Below are 16,873 nucleotides of genomic sequence, written 5' to 3'. Positions count from 1 at the left end.
TGTAACAAGCTGTTGCCGTTGCCCATTTAATGGGAGCTGCGGGGTTGACCTCCCTGCGGGATTGGATAATCATGCCGCCCGCACAACAGAGGGTTGTGCGAATTATTTGCAGCATCTCGTTAGGCGAGGCTCCTGTATAAACACAGGCCACTGATCTCACGACGTCCAGAGACGCCCAAGATCAGGACAGTTTTCATCGGATTAAGGTGTAAACCCAAGTGGCTTCCGGCATGCCGGATACGTTATACAGTGCTAAAGCTGGTACGTGGGGATGATGACACGCCGAACGGCGTCATTTCCTGCCTATTACTCGTCAATCAAATTGCTGTTTTCTTGTCGTTGCATCCGGCTATTTCCGGAGGCATTCAGGCTCGCCTGAAATCACATGAGGATATCTGTGATGAAGAAAACACATACCATTCTTAACCGTCACCAACTGCTCGATCTGGCCGCCCTGCAGGGTTGGCTGGAACATAATCTGGATCCGGTTCAGCGCGCCGATCAACTGCTGACCCTGCGTCCGGAAGAGCTCAACTGCATCTTTGATACCCTGCCAATCCCACAAGGGGCCGAACTGCTTGGTTCACTCTCGGCCGAGAGTGCCGGGCGCCTGTTGCAGCGGCTCCATGGCAGCATCGTCAGCGTGTTGCAGGAGGCTATTCCCCGCCGTGAGATGGTCGCCATCCTGCGCAAACTGAGTCGTCAGGATCGCACCATGTTGCTGGCTCGCTTCCCGACCCAGGCGCAGGCCATGTATTACTCCCTGCTGGATTGGCCCACCGAGTCAGTGGGGGCCAACATGCGCCACGAATATCTGGCGGTGCGGGAGGAGGACACGGTCGGCCACGCCAAACAGCTGATCCATGATGCCTGGGACAATGCCCAGCTGTTTCGCCATATCTATGTGGTCAACGGGGATGGTCGTCTGCAAGGGAGCCTCTCCCTCAAGACCTTGCTGATCGCTGACCCGCTGGCCAACGTCGCGACCCTGATGGATCGGGAGACGGTGCGGATCAACGCCCGTGCGGATCAGGAGCTGGCAGCGCGCTTGCTGATCGACCGCGACATGTCGGTATTGCCGGTCGAGGATCAGGGGCGACTGGTCGGTATTTTCCACGTCGATGATGCTGCGGATATTCTGGAGCTCGAATCCACCGAGGATGCCGAGATGCAGGGTGGCTCCTCGCCACTCGATACTCCCTATCTGCAGGCGACTCCCTGGCAGCTGTGGCGCAAACGGGTGGGCTGGCTGCTCATCCTGTTTGTGGCAGAAGCCTACACCGGCACCGTGCTGCGGGCATTTGAGGAGCAGCTGGAAGCGGCCATCGCGCTGGCCTTCTTCATTCCGCTCCTGATCGGTACTGGCGGTAATAGCGGCACCCAGATCACCACCACCATAGTACGTGCCATGGCGGTCGGGGAGGTGAGTCTGCGCAATCTCGGCACTGTGCTGAAAAAGGAGCTCTCCACCGGTCTGCTCATCTCGGGTGCCATTGCCATGGCGGCCTGGGTACGGGCATGGAGTCTCGGCGTCGGTCCCCAGATTGGCATGGTGGTGACCTTTACCATCATCGCCATCGTACTCTGGAGTGCTACGGTCGCGTCCATTATTCCCATGGTGCTGCGCCGTTTCCGCATCGATCCGGCGGTGGTCTCTGCGCCATTCATCGCGACACTGGTGGATGGTACCGGCCTTATCATCTACTTCGAGATGGCCAAGTGGTTGTTGCCCGAGTTGCAGTAACCGGGAGATTGAGATGAAAAAGGCAGCCAGTGGGCTGCCTTTTTCATTTATCTTTCCGGTTTAGCCTAGCTGGAACAACAGTGGCCAGCCCTGCTCCTGGCAATAACGATGCTCCTTCTCCAGATTCTGCATCAGGAGACGGTTCTCCTCGCACCAGTCGATCGGCAGGGTCACGACCAGCTGCTCCCCTTGTACCGCGACTTTCCACTCGGGCAGCAGGTTGTCCTGCCGCTTGTGGTGAGCGGCGACCGCGAGGCGCAGGATGCGGATGCAGCGCAGCACCGTCTGCATGTCGTGGTTGGGCAGGGGCGGCAGCTCGGAGAGTTTTAGCCCCTTGCGCTGAAAGCGTACCAGCGCTGCCAGCAGGGCCTGATCGTCCTGGTTGAAGCCGGGCAGGTCGGTGTGTTGCAGGATATAGGCGGAGTGGCGATGAATGCCGCTGTAGTTGATGGCAAGGCCAATTTCGTGCAGCCGAGCCGCCCAGCCGAGGATGGCGCGATATGGCTCTATCTCCATCTGCCAGGGCTCTTGCAGGGCATCAAACAGGGTCAGCACGCTCTGCTCCACCCGGGCTGCTTGTTTGCGGTCCATCCGGTAGTGGGTGCCTAGCGCTTGTGCGGTGCGCTCGCGAATATCGTGGTGCTGCAAGCGCTCCTCGAATTCATAAAGCAACCCTTCGCGCAGGGCACCGTCGGAGTAGTCGAGCCGCTCGATGGGCAGCGAGGTAAACAGCCCGAGCAGGATGGCGACTGCAGCGGCAAACACCTCCTGACGCTCCTCGGTAAGCCCTGTCAGCTTGAGGTTATCGACTCGCTTGCGCTCAATCATCAGCGCCTTGAGCCGCTCCAGCCCCTCCAGCGTAATACTGCCATCGGTCAGCCCCTCACCTTGCAGCACATCGCGCACGGTGCGGATCGAACCTGAGCTGCCAAGGCAGCTCTGCCAGCCCAGCTTGCGGTACTGGTTGACGATGGGGGCGAGCTGGTGCTGCGCCTCCAGCACGGCATTGGTGAAGTGCTTGTCGCTCAGCTTGCCGCTGGCAAAGAAGCTCTGGGTAAAGCTGACGCAGCCCATCTTGCGACTGGTAAGGGCCTTGTGTTCAAACCCTTCACCGATGATGAGCTCGGTGCTGCCGCCGCCGATATCGATCACCAGTACCTGACCCTCGATATGCTGGGTATGGGCAACCCCCTGATAGATGAGGCGTGCTTCTTCCTGCCCGCTGATGATCTCGATGGGGTGGTTGAGCACCTTGGCGGCTTCACTCACAAATTCGCGCGCGTTGCTGGCACGGCGCAGGGTATAGGTGCCGGCGATGCGGATCTGATCCGGCTTGATATTGGTGAGGCGTTCGGCAAACAGCGACAGGCAGGCGAGGCCACGTTCCATCGCCTCCGGGCTCATTCGTTTCTGCTCATCCATCCCTTCCGCCAGCCGCACCCGCTCCTTGATGCGATCGACGATGCGAAAACGCCCTTCGCTCAGATGGGCGATCACCATATGAAAACTGTTGGAGCCGAGATCCACGGCGGCATAGAGACTATTGTCCATTGTTTGACTCGATACGTTTGAGATAGTCGTAAATCGCCACCTGAGAGCGGATCTTGCGGCGGTTGCCCCGCTTCACATATTCGTTCTGCTGGTCGGCATCAATGACCCGCGCCTTGCAGGTATCACTCAGTTGTAGCTCGAGAATGTCCATGATGCGCTGCTTGAGGCGCTCATCATAAATGGGGGTGCCCACCTCAATACGGCCGTCGATATTGCGGCTCATCCAGTCGGCGCTGGAGATATAGAGCTGGGGGTTGCCCTTGTTGTGGAACACCATCACCCGCGGGTGCTCGAGGAAGCGGTCGATGATGCTGATCACCTTGATGTTGTCACTGAGGCCCGGCACGCCCGGACGCAGGGCGCACATGCCACGGATGATCATCTGGATCGGTACTCCCGCCTGCCCGGCGGCATAGAGGCGGTTGATGAGATCCTTGTCCACCAGATTGTTGATCTTGAGGATAATACCGCTCGGTTGGCCCGCCTTGGCGTTGGAGAGCTCGTTGTCGATGAGGCGATAGAGCTGACGGCGGCTGTTGATGGGGGAGACCAGCAGGTGGTTGAATTTGTAACGCTTATAGGGGTACTCGATGTATTCAAATACCCCTTCCACTTCGGCGGTGATATCCGGATTGCGGGTGAGCAGCGAGAAGTCGGTGTAGATCTTGGCGGTCTTCTCGTTGAAGTTGCCGGTGCCGATATGGGCGTAGCGCACCGCCTCGCCATTTTCGTGGCGGGTGATGAGGCAGAGCTTGGAGTGGATCTTGAGGCTCGGCACCCCGAACACCACCTTGACCCCGGCATCGGTGAGAATATTGGCCCAGTCTATGTTGGCCGCTTCGTCGAAACGGGCGCGCAACTCGACCACCACGGTCACCTTCTTGCCGTTGTTGGCGGCATCGATGAGGGAGTGGATGATCCGCGACTTCTTGGCCACCCGATAAATGTTGATGCGAATGGCGCTGACCGCCGGATCGAACGCCGCCTGGCGCACCAGCTCGGTGAAATGGTGGAACTTGTGGTACGGGTAGTAGAGCAGGATATCCTGCTTGGTAATCGCATCGAAGGCGTTGACGAAGCCGTCAAAATCGCGGCAATCGAGGGCCGGCAGCTTGGGGTTTTCCAGATAGTCACGGCCCACGTTGGGGAAGCCGATGAAATCCTTGAAGTTGTGATAGCGCCCGCCCGGCATGATGGCATCGTAGGAGCTGATCTGCAGCTTGAGCTTGAGGAAGCTTATCATGGCAGCGGGCATCTCCCGCTCGTAGACGAAGCGCACCGGCATGGCGGTAAGGCGCTGCTTCAAGCCATCACTCATCTTGTCCACCAGGCTCAAGTCCAGCTGGTCGGAGAGATCGTATTCGGCATCCCGGGTCAGCTTCACCGCATAGGCGGCAATCTCGTCGTAGTCGAAAAAGCCTTTGAAGATCTCGTCGAGACAGAAGCGGATGACGTTATCCAGAATGATGATCTGCTTCTTGCGGCGGGTCCCTTCCGGCGGCAGCTGGAAGAAGCGGGGCAGGTCGTCGGTCGGCACTTCCACCAGGGCATACTGGATCACCTGACCGTTCTTCTTCATCTCGATGGCCAGATAGGTGTACTCATCCTTGAGGAATTTGACCGGATTGACCTCTTTGTTGAGCAGGATCGGGATGATGTGACGCAGCACCTTCTCCTTAAAGAAGACCCGCAGCCACTTCTGAATGGCATCGGAGAGCTGGTTCTCGTTGACCAGGAAGATGTTGTGGCGAGCGAGCGCAATCAACAGCTCTTTATAGGTGTTGTCGAACGCTTCACCGAGCGCCATCACTTTTTGCTGGATGGCGCGCAGCAGCACTTTCGCTTCATCGTCGCCACCATGTACTTCATTGATGAGGATGCGACGCTTGACGTCCGATACCCGTACCTTGAAGAACTCATCCTGGTTGGAGGAGAAAATCCCCAGAAAACGAACCCGCTCGATGAGGGGCACCGTCTTGTCCATTGCCTCTTGCAACACCCGTTCATTGAATGAGAGCCAGCTCAGCTCTTTCTCTTCATACTGCTTGTCGGTGCTCATCTTGTGCCTCTGTTTCAGGTCGCGTCTGCGCGGCAGTTATGGCGTTAATATATGACAAATAAATGGCAGTATTGTTACTGCTCGCTGAACGCTTCGTCGATGTCGACCACCAGATCGTCGGAGAGGGATTCCAGCGCGGTGATAAGCGTATCCATCGCGAGCCCGTCGGGCAGGGCAACCAGCGCATGGGCATAGAAGAGCGGGGCGCCGGAGTGGGGAGCCGGTTCACAGCCAGTGGTGAGATCGGCCACGTTGATCTCGAGCTGACGCAGGATGCTGGCTACTTCATGGACGATGCCGGGGCGGTCGTTGCCGGTCACTGTCATCATGACTTGATGGGCTGGCTCGGCGGTAGGTGTCCCTTCGGCAAAGCTGATGGTCAGACCCGGTAGCAGGGCCAGTGCTTCGCACAGGCTGCGATAGTGCTCATCGGGGACAGAGACATGGAGGATACCGGCAAACTGGCCCGCCAGTTCGCTCATGGCGCTGCCCAGCCAGTTACCCTGCTCGCGGCTGATGACAGCTGCCAGACTTTCGACGATCCCGGGTTTGTCTGCACCGATCACGGTGACCACCAATTGCTTTTGCATCCTGCTCTCCTTGAAATGGGATTTCTTGCTCTATCCCTATTGTGCCTGCTGGGACTGGTCATATGAACCCCCGCCTGCTGACAAATAGATAAAAAGACGGGACTTTTCACTTTCTATACACGGGTCTGCTGCCTTGCTCCGTGGCGGCTGTGGTAAAGTAATTCCCCTTTCGTGTCGTGAACTGGATCGTGCTCTCATGAATACCCTTGTCCTATCGGGATTGTTGTTGCTGGCGCTGCTTGTGCTGGCGATCTTCTGGAGTAGAGGCAGACAGCAAAAGCGCCTGCCCTATGATATGCAGGAGACCCTGTTCAGTCCCGCCGAGCGATCCTTCCTCGGGGTGCTGGATCTGGCGGTGGGTGACAAGGCCCGGGTCTTTGCCAAGGTGCGGGTGGCCGATGTGCTGACGCCGCAAGCCGGGATCGGCAAAAGCAAATGGCAGCAGCACTTCAACAAGATCAGTGCCAAGCATTTCGACTATCTGCTTTGCCACCCCGCGGATCTCTCCTTTATCTGCGCCATCGAACTCGATGACAGCTCCCACCGTCACCAGAAGCGCAAGGCGCGGGATCTCTTTCTGAAAACCGCCTGCGACAGCGCCGGACTGCCGTTGCTGCTGATCCCGGCAAGTGCCAGCTATCTGGTGGAAGAGCTGCGCGAACAGATCCTGCCGCTGCTGGTCAAAACCAGCGAACCGGTGATCGACGATCTGCCGCACGGGGCGCGCCGCGAGCCGACGTTCAACCCTTTGTTGCTGGACGGCGTGGATGTCGGTGCCGGGATGCGTGGCCGCACTGCCCATGCCGAGGCCATCTCGCCTGCGTCGCTCCACGAGCCCACCATCCAGCCCAAGGGGGTGATGGAGGCGCCACAGAGTGAGGGTGAGCTGGTCGATGGCTTGTTCGCCGATGTGGAGGATGATGAAGAGCACGAGGTACACCACTGCCCTCGTTGTGATGCGCCGCTGGTGGAGCGGGAGGCGAAAAAAGGCCCCCACGCCGGTCGACTCTTTCTGGCTTGCAGCCGTTTCCCCGAGTGTCGTTACGCGGCGCCGCACCACCATAATCGCCACTGAGTGCGCTTCACCGTGTTGCATGCTGCCCTCTGACGAGGGCAGTTTTCTTTCCGCCATTGGCGGCGTTTGTTAACGGCGCCAATGCAGAAAATTGCTCGGCAAAATTTATCTAATCTCCCGTTTCTGTCGATACACTTAGCCTGAATACGACAATTTTTGACAATGTGTCGGAATTTTGGCACTTTGTGTGCCTGCAAAAAGACAGTCGGTAGCTGTTTTATCATTAAATAAAACAATAAGTTAGTTCAGGACATCGCGAGGAATGGATATGGTGGAGATGGGCGTGTTGATTGTTGATGCCGATGCGCAGCGGCGCCAACAGTTGGGAACCGTGCTCTCGTTTATGGGGATCCCGTGGCAGGAGGTGGCACAAAGCGATCTGGATGTGGCCATCGAATCCTCCGGTCCGCTGCAAGGGGTGCTGGTGGGTGAGTTGACCGATCGTCCCTTGTCAGAGTTGCTGGCAGCCTTCCCCCGTACCCCCTTCCTCTCGCTGGTTGAGGCCGATCTGCCCAACAGCAACTTTATCGGGGTCGCGCTCTCGCCCTTTACCTATGAATCCCTCACCCGTCATCTGCACTTCTGTCAGGCGTTCGTCTCCTTGCATCCTCGTCAGCAGACCCATGACAAGGGTCAGGCCCTGCTGCGCTTGCTGGTGGGTAAAGGGAAGGGGATCCAGGAGGTACGCCGCCTCATCAGCCAGGTGGCCGAGACCGATGCCAACGTGCTGATCCTCGGCGAGTCGGGGACCGGTAAAGAGGTGGTGGCTCGCGCCATCCACGAACTCTCTTCCCGAAGTCAAGGCCCCTTTGTGCCCATCAACTGCGGCGCCATTCCGGCCGAATTGCTGGAGAGCGAACTGTTTGGCCATGAGAAGGGGGCGTTTACCGGCGCCATCGCGGCTCGTCGCGGTCGCTTCGAGCTGGCGCAGGGGGGCACCCTGTTTCTCGACGAGATCGGCGATATGCCGATGCCGATGCAGGTCAAACTGCTGCGGGTGTTGCAGGAGCGGTTGTTCGACCGGGTCGGTGGTGGCAAGCCCATTCAGGCCGATGTGCGCATCATCGCAGCAACCCACCGGGATCTGGAGGCGATGATCCGCACCCAGGGTTTCCGTGAAGATCTCTACTACCGCCTCAACGTCTTCCCCATTGAGACGCCGCCGCTGCGGGATCGCATCGATGACATCCCGCTGCTGCTGCAGGAGCTGCTCAACCGCCATGCCGAGCAGCACCACGGCTTTATCCGGTTGACCCAGCGGGCGCTGGAGTCGCTGATGCAGTACCCCTGGCCCGGCAACGTACGCGAGCTCTCCAACCTGCTGGAGCGGCTGTTGATCCTCTACCCGCACCAGATCGTCGATGTGGCCGATCTGCCGAGCCGTTATCGCCTGCTGCCGAGCGAGCCGCGGGATGAGCGGCTGACCGAGATGGATGAACGGGATGCGCTGGCGGCGGTGTTTCAGGATCCGCCCGAGCTGGATCACTCCCTCGCCTCGGCTCGCACCATGCAGTTGCCGGAGGAGGGGGTCAACCTCAAAGAGATGCTGGCCGACCTTGAAGTGGAGCTGATCCGTCAGGCGCTGGAGTCTCAGGACGGGGTCGTGGCCCGCGCCGCCGATCTGCTCGGCATGCGCCGTACCACTTTGGTGGAGAAGATGAAAAAGTACGGGATGAGCAAGGACGTCTGAGGGTCAAAGCCTTGACGCAAATACGCAATTCATTGTTTTAGTTCATATAATTTAGTGGCATGGAAATTGAATAACCTGACCCAATAGCCAGTTTGAGGTCAGGTTTATGACAATCCAGCAGCAGGACATGCCACTCCAGTCCCACGAAGTGAGCCAGCTCTATGCCATCTTCAAGGCGCTCCCCACCGGGGTGTTGCTGCTTGACGGGGCAGGGGTGGTCACCCGCGCGAATCCGGCGGCCATCTCCCTGCTGGGGGAGCCGTTGGAAGGGGAGCTCTGGCGCCACATCATTGCGCGCTGCTTTGAGCCGCGCGAGGATGATGGCCACGAGATCTCCCTGCGTGACGGGCGCCGGGTGCAGCTCTCGACCCAACCGCTGCCGGATCAGCCCGGCCAGCTGGTCTTTATCAATGACCTGACCGAAACCCGTAAACTGCAAGACCGCATCAACCACATGAAGCGACTGTCGGCGCTGGGCAATATGGCAGCCTCGCTCGCCCACCAGATCCGCACGCCGCTCTCCGCCGCCATGCTTTATGCCGCCAATCTGGCCAACCGCACCCTCAAGCCGGAATCTCGCACTCAGTTTCAGCAAAAGCTGATGGCCCGTTTGCAGGATCTGGAGAAGCAGATCAACGACATCCTGCTGTTCGCCCGCAATGGCGACAATCAGGTGGTCACCCCCATCTCGGTACAAGGGCTGCTGGCCGAAGTGCAGGCCGGTGCCGAGGCCTTCTGTCAGCAGCAAGGCTGCGAGCTGCACATGGAGGCGCCGGAGCCCGATCTCTGTCTGCTGGCCAACAGCAGCGCGTTGGCGGGAGCCATCAACAATCTGATTGCCAATGCCCAGCAGGCAGGGGCCACCTCACTCTTGGTCAGCGCGGTGCGCAGCGGTACCCGGGTGGAGATGCGGGTCATCGATAATGGCAAGGGGATCCCTTCCCATCAGCTCGGTCAGGTATTCGAACCCTTCTTTACCACTCGCTCCCAGGGCACTGGACTCGGGCTGGCGGTGGTGCAATCTGTAGTGCGTGCCCATCAGGGAGAGGTCGGTGTGGCCTCGGTTCCCGGTGAAGGCACCTGCTTTACTCTGTCGTTCCCCCTGCACCAGCAACCGGTGCAGCTTGGAGGTGTAGCATGACACAGGCCAGGATCCTGGTAGTTGAAGATGACAATGGCCTGCGCGAAGCGCTGGTGGATACCTTGTTGCTCGGCGGTTATGAGTGCCGTGAAGCGGACAGCGGCGAGCGGGCTCTGCTGGCCCTCTCCCGTCAGCCGTTTGACATGGTGATCTCCGATATCCAGATGGGGGGGATGGACGGTCTCACTCTGCTGGCGACCATTCGCCAGCAATATCCGCAGATACCTGTGCTGCTGATGACCGCCTACGCCAATATCGACGGCGCGGTGCGCGCCATGCGCGAAGGGGCCATCGACTATCTGGCCAAGCCGTTCTCCCCGGAGGTGCTGCTTAATCAGGTCAGCCGCTATGTGCCCGCCCAGAAGGTGGAGAAGCGCGCCGTGGTCTACGGGGATCCCAAAACTGCCGAGCTGTTCCAGCTGGCGACCCGGGTGGCCAGAAGCGAAGCGACCGTTATGGTGACCGGCCCGAGCGGGACGGGGAAAGAGGTGCTGGCCCGTTACATTCACGACAATTCCAGCCGCGCCGAGCAGCCCTTCGTCGCCATCAACTGCGCCGCCATTCCGGAAAACATGCTGGAGGCGACCCTGTTTGGCTACGAGAAGGGTGCTTTCACCGGTGCGGTACAGGGGTGCCCGGGCAAGTTCGAACAGGCGCAGGGGGGCACCCTGCTGCTCGACGAGATCACCGAGATGGATCAGGGGCTGCAAGCCAAATTGTTGCGGGTGTTGCAGGAGAAAGAGGTGGAGCGGCTCGGCAGTCGCAAGATGATCCCGCTGGATGTGCGGGTCATCGCCACCAGCAACCGGGATTTGAAAAAAGCGGTGCAGGATGGCCTGTTCCGCGAAGATCTCTACTATCGCCTCAACGTCTTCCCGCTGCGCTGGTCTGCCCTCTGCGAGCGGCCCGGTGATATTCTGCCGCTGGCGGAGCATCTGCTGGCGCTTCATGCCAGTCAGCAGGGACTGCCGACACCACAGCTGACGGACGCCTCGCGGGAGCGACTGCTGGCCCACCCCTGGCCCGGCAATGTGCGGGAGCTGGACAACGTGGTACAGCGGGCCCTGATCCTCAGCCCCGACGGGGTCATTGATTGTGACCACCTCATTCTGGAAGAGCTGGACGAGCAGGAGATGGAGTTTGTCAGCGTGGAGCGCAGCTATGGCGGCGATCGCCTCGGCAGCGAGCTCAAGCAGCAGGAGCACCAGATCATCCTCGACACCCTGCAAGATTGTAACGGCAGCCGCAAGGCGGTGGCCGACCGACTCGGCATCAGCCCGCGCACCCTGCGCTACAAGCTGGCCCAGATGCGGGAGGCGGGGATCGACCTGCCAGCCTAAGGCATGTAGGGAAACCGCACTGTGTGGGGGCTGTCATGGTCTTGACGGCCCGGCTCGATTATCATGGGGCCCTTGGCGCTTTGAGCCTGGGCCCTGTTTTTATTGGTAAAGCAGGGGACCGAGCCTTAATAAGGGACCCCTATGATCTCTCATCGAAAACTCGAAACCGTACTGAACCATCTGCTCGAACCGCACGCCATCAAGGATTACTGCCCCAACGGCTTGCAAGTGGAGGGGCGCGAGCGCATTCGCAAGGTGGTGACCGGTGTCACCGCCAGTCAGGCGCTTATCGACGCGGCGGTGGCTGCCGAAGCCGATGCCATTCTGGTCCATCACGGCTACTTCTGGAGCGGTGAACCGGCCCAGATCACCGGCATGAAGCAGCGTCGGCTCAAGACCCTGCTGACCCACGATATCAACCTGTTTGCCTACCATTTGCCGCTGGATGTCCATCCCGAGGTGGGTAACAACGCCCAGCTTGCCAAGCTGCTCGACATCAAGGTGCGTCGCGGTCTGGAGCCGTGGAACAGCAAGAGCGTCGCCATGGTGGGCAAGCTGGAAGAGCCGATGAGCGGCTCCGACTTTGCCAAGCTGATTGCCGAGCGCCTTGGCCGCGAGCCACTCTATTGTGGCGACAGCGGCCCCGAGCTTATCCGTTCCGTGGCCTGGTGCACCGGCGGCGGTCAGAGCTACATCAATCTGGCGGCGGAGCAGGGCATCGATGCCTTTATATCTGGCGAAGCCTCCGAGCAGACCATTCACACCGCTCGCGAGATGGGGATGCACTTCTACGCCGCAGGCCATCACGCTACTGAGCGTTACGGCGTCAAGGCGCTGGGGGAGTGGCTGGCGACTGTGCACGGGTTGGATGTCACCTTTATCGATATCGACAATCCGGTCTAAACCTGTCCACGATCTGGCTACGAAACCGTGATCAAGGCTCATGTGCTGCTCGGAATCCTCACGTATGTCTATACGCTCCGGTTCCTGTGCTGCTCTTCACCTTGTTGACGGTTTCTCGCTGCAGGTCGTGAACAGGTTTAAGCCTGTGCCTGTGGTGGGAAAATTCAGGAAACAAAAAGGAGGCCATCGGCCGGCCTCCTTTTTCACACTTCGACAAGACGTCTGCTTACTCGCAGGCGTAACCAGCGGGGCCCAGCAGGGCGCCATCCAGTTGCACGGCGCCATCTACCATCTGCAGCCTGCCTTCGCAGAACCAGCGTACCACCAGCGGGTAGATGCTGTGCTCCTGCGCCTGTACCCGTGCTGCTACCTCGTCCGCCGTGTCTCCTTCAAAGATCGGCACGCGGGCCTGCAGGATCACCGGGCCACCGTCCAGCTCTTCGGTGACAAAGTGGACGCTGGCGCCGTGTTCACTGTCACCGGCATCTATGGCGCGCTGGTGAGTGTGCAAGCCCTGATACTTGGGCAGTAGTGACGGGTGGATATTGATCATCCTGCCGGCGAAATGGCGCACCAGATCGCCGCTCAATATCCGCATAAACCCGGCCAGCACCACCAGGTCAGGCTGATAGTCTGCCATCAGAGCCAGCAGGGCGGCGTCATACTCCTCCCGGCTGGCGAACTGCTGCTGGGCCAGAATGGAGGTCGCCACTCCCGCATCTTTGGCGCGAACCAGACCATAGGCATCGGCCTTGTTGCTGATAACGCCGACCACCTCACCGGCGATCTTGCCGCTGGCGCAGTGATCGAGGATCGCCTGCAGGTTGCTGCCGCTGCCGGAGATTAGGACGAGGATCCGCATCATTTGATGACGACCTGCTCCTCACCGTCTGCTGCCTTGGCGATATGACCGATGTGCCATGCGTTCTCGCCTTCCGCCTTGAGCAGGGTCAGCGCCTTCTCCAGCTGGTTGGCGGGCAGGGCGATGATCATGCCGACGCCGCAGTTGAAGGTGCGATACATCTCGTGACGGGTGACGTTGCCAGCCTGCTGCAGCCAGCTGAACACCGCCGGCCACTGCCAGCTCTGTTCGTCGATCACCGCTTGAGTATTGGCAGGCAATACGCGGGGGATATTCTCCCAGAAGCCACCGCCGGTGATGTGGGACAGGGCGTGGATCTCGCACTCCTTGATGAGCTTGAGCACAGGTTTCACATAGATGCGGGTCGGCTCCAGCAAGGCATCTGCGAGGGTGCTGTCACCCAGCGGCTGATGCACGTCGGCTTTGGAGACTTCCAGAATTTTACGGATCAGGGAGAAGCCGTTGGAGTGAGGGCCACTGGCGGCCAGCGCGATCAGGGCATCCCCTTCACCGACCTTGCTGCCGTCGATGATTTCGCTCTTCTCCACCACACCGACGCAGAAACCGGCGATGTCGTAGTCTTCCCCTTCATACATACCCGGCATCTCGGCGGTCTCGCCGCCCACCAGGGCACAGCCTGACTGCTCGCAACCGGCACCGATCCCGGTGACCACTGCTGCCGCGGTGTCCACGTCCAGCTTGCCGGTCGCATAGTAGTCGAGGAAGAACAGCGGCTCGGCGCCCTGTACGATCAGGTCATTGACGCACATGGCCACCAGATCGATGCCCACGGTGTCGTGCTTCTTCAGGTCGATAGCCAGCCGCAGCTTGGTGCCCACACCATCGGTACCGGAGACCAGTACCGGCTCCTTGTAGCCCGCAGGGATTTGACACAAGGCCCCAAAGCCGCCAAGACCACCAAGGACTTCAGGACGACGAGTGCGCTTTGACACGCCCTTGATACGTTCAACCAGTGCATTGCCGGCATCGATATCTACGCCAGCATCCTTGTAGCTCAGTGAGGTTTTGTCAGTCACGAGTATTCCCCGTCATGTAAAGAAGTGGAGGGTAAAATTCGGGGCGTATTCTAACAGTGGCGGTGAAAAACCAGAAAGGAAATCGTTTGCGCGTTTTTGCGCGGAAATGCTCTACAAGCGGTGGCTTTTGTTGTATGATTCCGCGATTTTTTTGCGGCAGGTTAGAGGAGATAATAATGAAAGTCGTTGAAGTCAAACACCCCCTGGTCAAACACAAGATCGGTCTGATGCGTGAAGGCGATATCAGCACCAAGCGTTTCCGTGAACTGGCCAAAGAAGTGGGCAGTTTGTTGACCTATGAAGCGACCTCTGACTTCGAAACCGAGAAGGTTATCATCGATGGCTGGAATGGGCCAGTAGAAGTTGACCAGATCAAAGGCAAGAAGGTAACCGTCGTACCCATCCTGCGTGCCGGCCTTGGCATGATGGATGGCGTGCTGGAGCACATGCCGAGTGCCCGCGTCAGCGTGGTCGGTATCTACCGCGATGAAGAGACCCTGCAACCGGTTCCCTATTTCGAGAAGATCGTCAGCAACATCGAAGAGCGTCTGGCGCTGGTCATCGATCCGATGCTGGCCACCGGTGGTTCCATGATTGCCACCATCGATCTGCTGAAGAAGAAAGGCTGCCAATCCATCAAGGTGCTGGTACTGGTTGCCGCGCCGGAAGGGATCAAGGCGCTGGAAGCCGCTCACCCTGACGTAGAGCTCTACTGTGCTTCTGTCGACCAGGGGCTGAACGAGAAAGGCTACATCGTGCCGGGTCTGGGCGATGCAGGCGACAAGATCTTCGGTACCAAATAAGTTTATGCCTTGACCTGGTTCCCATGTGGAAGGGGTGATCGGAGCCGGCGCATCGCCGGCTCTGCTGTTTGTGGCCGCTTGTGCCAGCCTTGCCGCAGGATGCGCCTTGCCGCTACCATAAGCACACTCTCCCATTTCGAGACTCTGTTCATGTTCAAACGTGTTGTGACCGCCCTCTGCTGCGGCTTGTCATTCATGGCCTCGGCCGCTCAGGTGACCGACCTCTATCAGGGCAAGGCCCCGACCAGTGGTGACATGGTGGCCGCTCAGGGGCAGGCACTGGGTCAGGTGCTGATCAAGGTGACCGGCAAGCGTGACATCCTCACCCAGCCGGTGGTGGTCAAGGCGCTGGCGGCCCCGGGCGACTATGTCAAAAGCTATGGTTATCAGGATCAGGACTCCGTCAAGTATCTGAAAGCCGAGTTCAAGAGTGACAAGGTCAACAGCCTGGTCTCCGAGAGCCAGTTTGCCCTGCTTGGCCCGGCGCGTCCCCAGATGGCGATCTGGCTGGTGGTGGATCAGGGGGAGCGTCGCCTGCTGGCGGATCAATCCAGCGATGGTTGGGCGCAAGCCTTGCGCGAGCAGGCCCAGACGCTGGGGCTACCCATCAGCATTCCGCTGATGGATCTCGATGACAACATGGCGGTCAGTGCCACCGACGTCTGGGGACGCTTTGCCGACCCGATTTTGCAGGCAAGCCAGCGCTATGGCGCCGAGATGGTGGTGTTGGGCAAGCTGACACCGGAAGGTGACAAGTGGAGCATCGATTGGGGACTCTACGGCCCCAAAGCAGCCGGTGAAGTGACCGAGCTGACCCGTGGCAATAGCACCGGCACTCAGGCCGAAGTGGCGCAAGGGTTTGCCGATACCCTGGCGGCCTGGCTGGTGAAAAACTACGGTGCCCGCATTTCTGGTCCGGCAACCAGCCAGACCCTGGTGGTAGATGGCCTCTCCGAAGTGGACAGCATGATCGCCGTGCAGAAGATGCTGCAGGGGATGGCCAACGTCAGCAAGGTGGCGATCGGCAAGCTGGAGGGGGACCAGGTCACCTTCAACTTTACCCTGCAAGGGGATCAGGCCGAGCTGGTACGGGCGCTGCAACTTGAGAGTCGTTTGCGCAAGGTTGACGATAATGGCAGCGGTTTGCGTTACCAATGGTCGCAGCNACCGCCCGGCTTGTCCGGGCGGTTCTCTATCTGCCTTTGCGATGATACACTTAGCCACAAATGTCACAGTCAAAGCCCAACGAGTGAAGCAACCGGCCCAACTGTCTTTAGCCGTACAACTACCGGATGATGAAACCTTCGTCAGTTTTTATCCCGGCAACAATGCTCATCTGATCACCGCCCTCAAGAATGCGGCCATCGGTCAGGGGTCGCCTTTCCTCTATTTCTGGGGAGCCAAGGGATCCGGACGCTCTCATCTGCTCCATGCCACCTGTGCCGAGGTCAATGCCCGCGATGCGGCGGCGGCCTATCTCTCCCTCGATCAGTTTGAACAGCTCGATCCCAGCATGCTCGATGCCCTCGAAAGCCTGCCGCTGGTCTGTCTCGACAGCCTCGAGGCGATCGCCGGCAATGCCGTGTGGGAGCGGGCGCTGTTCGATTTCTACAACCGCTGGCAGGAGAAGGGGGAGGGGACGCTGGTGGTCACCGGCTGCAGCGCACCGCGCAAACTGGGGCTGCAACTGCCGGATCTCGCTTCGCGCCTCGACTGGGGGGTGAGTTTCCATCTCGAAGAGCTGGATGATGAAGGCAAGCTCAGTGCCCTGCAGCTGCGTGCCGAGCTGCGGGGCTTCAAACTGCCCATCGATGTGGGCCGCTTCCTGCTCAACCGACTCTCCCGCGATATGCGAACCCTGCTCACCACTCTCAATCAGCTCGACAACGCCTCATTTCGCGCCAAGCGCAAGCTGACCATTCCCTTTGTCAAAGAGATCCTCGAGCTCTGAGAACCTGGCCACGTTCTTACTGCGAGGCCGTGAGCAAGGCTCATGTGCTGCTCTTCACCTTGCTGACGACCTCTCGTCACAGACCGTGAAGCGGTTTTATAGCTTTGGCCCTTCTCCCTTAGGGAGA

13 protein-coding genes, 1 pseudogene and 1 riboswitch are annotated in these 16,873 nt (G+C 59.4%); of the genes and pseudogenes, 9 read left to right on the top strand and 5 right to left on the bottom strand.

What is annotated here, in order from left to right:
* Positions 1 to 108 precede the first annotated feature (108 nt).
* Positions 109 to 278: riboswitch (M-box (ykoK) riboswitch) on the top strand.
* A gap of 122 nt (positions 279 to 400) precedes the next feature.
* Positions 401 to 1,744, top strand: a complete 1,344-nt coding sequence (gene mgtE, locus AB5Y82_RS16505) for a magnesium transporter (RefSeq protein ID WP_368174256.1) — start codon at positions 401 to 403, stop codon at positions 1,742 to 1,744.
* A 60-nt stretch (positions 1,745 to 1,804) separates the two neighbouring features.
* Here mgtE and ppx read toward each other — a convergent pair whose 3' ends face one another.
* From ppx to AB5Y82_RS16490, 3 genes are all read right to left on the bottom strand, one after another.
* Positions 1,805 to 3,295, bottom strand: a complete 1,491-nt coding sequence (gene ppx, locus AB5Y82_RS16500; RefSeq protein ID WP_111899697.1) for an exopolyphosphatase — start codon at positions 3,293 to 3,295, stop codon at positions 1,805 to 1,807.
* A complete protein-coding gene (ppk1, locus tag AB5Y82_RS16495) occupies positions 3,285 to 5,354 on the bottom strand; it encodes a polyphosphate kinase 1 (protein ID WP_005350671.1) in 2,070 nt (689 codons plus the stop codon). The genes ppx and ppk1 overlap by 11 nt, the downstream gene beginning before the upstream one ends.
* 74 nt (positions 5,355 to 5,428) lie before the next feature.
* The gene (locus AB5Y82_RS16490; protein WP_047437655.1) at positions 5,429 to 5,944 is read right to left on the bottom strand and encodes a glycine cleavage system protein R; all 516 of its coding nucleotides are present in this window, start codon (positions 5,942 to 5,944) and stop codon (positions 5,429 to 5,431) included.
* Between the two features lie 196 nt (positions 5,945 to 6,140).
* On the opposite strand from AB5Y82_RS16490, the gene AB5Y82_RS16485 reads away from it, so the two are divergent.
* The 5 genes from AB5Y82_RS16485 (at position 6,141) to AB5Y82_RS16465 (ending at position 12,093) form a co-directional block, all read left to right on the top strand.
* Positions 6,141 to 7,019, top strand: a complete 879-nt coding sequence (locus AB5Y82_RS16485) for a DUF2726 domain-containing protein (protein ID WP_368174255.1) — start codon at positions 6,141 to 6,143, stop codon at positions 7,017 to 7,019.
* Positions 7,020 to 7,287: 268 nt separating this feature from the next.
* Entirely contained in the window at positions 7,288 to 8,709 is a 1,422-nt protein-coding gene (locus AB5Y82_RS16480; protein ID WP_167558042.1) for a sigma-54 dependent transcriptional regulator, read from the top strand.
* A 106-nt stretch (positions 8,710 to 8,815) separates the two neighbouring features.
* The gene (locus AB5Y82_RS16475; protein ID WP_139400613.1) at positions 8,816 to 9,850 is read left to right on the top strand and encodes a PAS domain-containing sensor histidine kinase; all 1,035 of its coding nucleotides are present in this window, start codon (positions 8,816 to 8,818) and stop codon (positions 9,848 to 9,850) included.
* Positions 9,847 to 11,190, top strand: coding sequence for a sigma-54 dependent transcriptional regulator (locus AB5Y82_RS16470; protein ID WP_021231049.1), 1,344 nt, complete (start codon positions 9,847 to 9,849; stop codon positions 11,188 to 11,190). Before AB5Y82_RS16475 ends, AB5Y82_RS16470 begins: the two co-directional genes overlap by 4 nt.
* Before the next feature lie 141 nt (positions 11,191 to 11,331).
* The gene (locus AB5Y82_RS16465) at positions 11,332 to 12,093 is read left to right on the top strand and encodes a Nif3-like dinuclear metal center hexameric protein (RefSeq protein WP_019446698.1); all 762 of its coding nucleotides are present in this window, start codon (positions 11,332 to 11,334) and stop codon (positions 12,091 to 12,093) included.
* Positions 12,094 to 12,319: 226 nt separating this feature from the next.
* On the opposite strand, the gene purN is transcribed toward AB5Y82_RS16465, so the two are convergent.
* Together purN and purM are read right to left on the bottom strand one after the other, a co-directional pair.
* Positions 12,320 to 12,958: a phosphoribosylglycinamide formyltransferase gene (purN, locus tag AB5Y82_RS16460; protein ID WP_335840987.1), complete on the bottom strand. Its 639-nt coding sequence runs from the start codon at positions 12,956 to 12,958 to the stop codon at positions 12,320 to 12,322.
* A complete protein-coding gene (gene purM / locus AB5Y82_RS16455) occupies positions 12,955 to 13,992 on the bottom strand; it encodes a phosphoribosylformylglycinamidine cyclo-ligase (RefSeq protein ID WP_368174254.1) in 1,038 nt (345 codons plus the stop codon). Before purM ends, purN begins: the two co-directional genes overlap by 4 nt.
* A gap of 176 nt (positions 13,993 to 14,168) precedes the next feature.
* Here purM and upp point away from each other — a divergent pair, with 176 nt between their 5' ends.
* From upp to hda, 3 genes and pseudogenes are all read left to right on the top strand, one after another.
* The gene (gene upp / locus AB5Y82_RS16450; protein WP_005334115.1) at positions 14,169 to 14,795 is read left to right on the top strand and encodes a uracil phosphoribosyltransferase; all 627 of its coding nucleotides are present in this window, start codon (positions 14,169 to 14,171) and stop codon (positions 14,793 to 14,795) included.
* A gap of 150 nt (positions 14,796 to 14,945) precedes the next feature.
* A pseudogene (locus AB5Y82_RS16445) lies at positions 14,946 to 15,959 on the top strand (DUF2066 domain-containing protein); the annotation flags it as partial.
* 85 nt (positions 15,960 to 16,044) lie between these two features.
* Positions 16,045 to 16,746 carry a DnaA inactivator Hda gene (hda, locus tag AB5Y82_RS16440; RefSeq protein ID WP_013723920.1) on the top strand — a complete coding sequence of 234 codons (702 nt, stop codon included), beginning with the start codon at positions 16,045 to 16,047 and terminating at the stop codon, positions 16,744 to 16,746.
* Positions 16,747 to 16,873: the final 127 nt, after the last annotated feature.

Origin of the sequence: Aeromonas sp. s13, assembly GCF_040907905.1 — a bacterium.
GTDB classification, from domain to species: domain Bacteria; phylum Pseudomonadota; class Gammaproteobacteria; order Enterobacterales; family Aeromonadaceae; genus Aeromonas; species Aeromonas veronii.
This window is presented reverse-complemented; position numbering and strand designations above follow the sequence as displayed.

Bases quoted from the DNA above. Each gene is read 5' to 3' on its own strand.
- AB5Y82_RS16490 (WP_047437655.1), bottom strand. From the start codon at position 5,944: ATGCAAAAGCAATTGGTGGTCACCGTGATCGGTGCAGACAAACCCGGG.
- ppk1 (WP_005350671.1), bottom strand. From the start codon at position 5,354: ATGAGCACCGACAAGCAGTATGAAGAGAAAGAGCTGAGCTGGCTCTCA.
- AB5Y82_RS16475 (WP_139400613.1), top strand. From the start codon at position 8,816: ATGACAATCCAGCAGCAGGACATGCCACTCCAGTCCCACGAAGTGAGC.
- AB5Y82_RS16480 (WP_167558042.1), top strand. From the start codon at position 7,288: ATGGTGGAGATGGGCGTGTTGATTGTTGATGCCGATGCGCAGCGGCGC.
- AB5Y82_RS16465 (WP_019446698.1), top strand. From the start codon at position 11,332: ATGATCTCTCATCGAAAACTCGAAACCGTACTGAACCATCTGCTCGAA.
- upp (WP_005334115.1), top strand. From the start codon at position 14,169: ATGAAAGTCGTTGAAGTCAAACACCCCCTGGTCAAACACAAGATCGGT.
- purN (WP_335840987.1), bottom strand. From the start codon at position 12,958: ATGATGCGGATCCTCGTCCTAATCTCCGGCAGCGGCAGCAACCTGCAG.
- mgtE (WP_368174256.1), top strand. From the start codon at position 401: ATGAAGAAAACACATACCATTCTTAACCGTCACCAACTGCTCGATCTG.
- ppx (WP_111899697.1), bottom strand. From the start codon at position 3,295: ATGGACAATAGTCTCTATGCCGCCGTGGATCTCGGCTCCAACAGTTTT.
- AB5Y82_RS16470 (WP_021231049.1), top strand. From the start codon at position 9,847: ATGACACAGGCCAGGATCCTGGTAGTTGAAGATGACAATGGCCTGCGC.
- AB5Y82_RS16485 (WP_368174255.1), top strand. From the start codon at position 6,141: ATGAATACCCTTGTCCTATCGGGATTGTTGTTGCTGGCGCTGCTTGTG.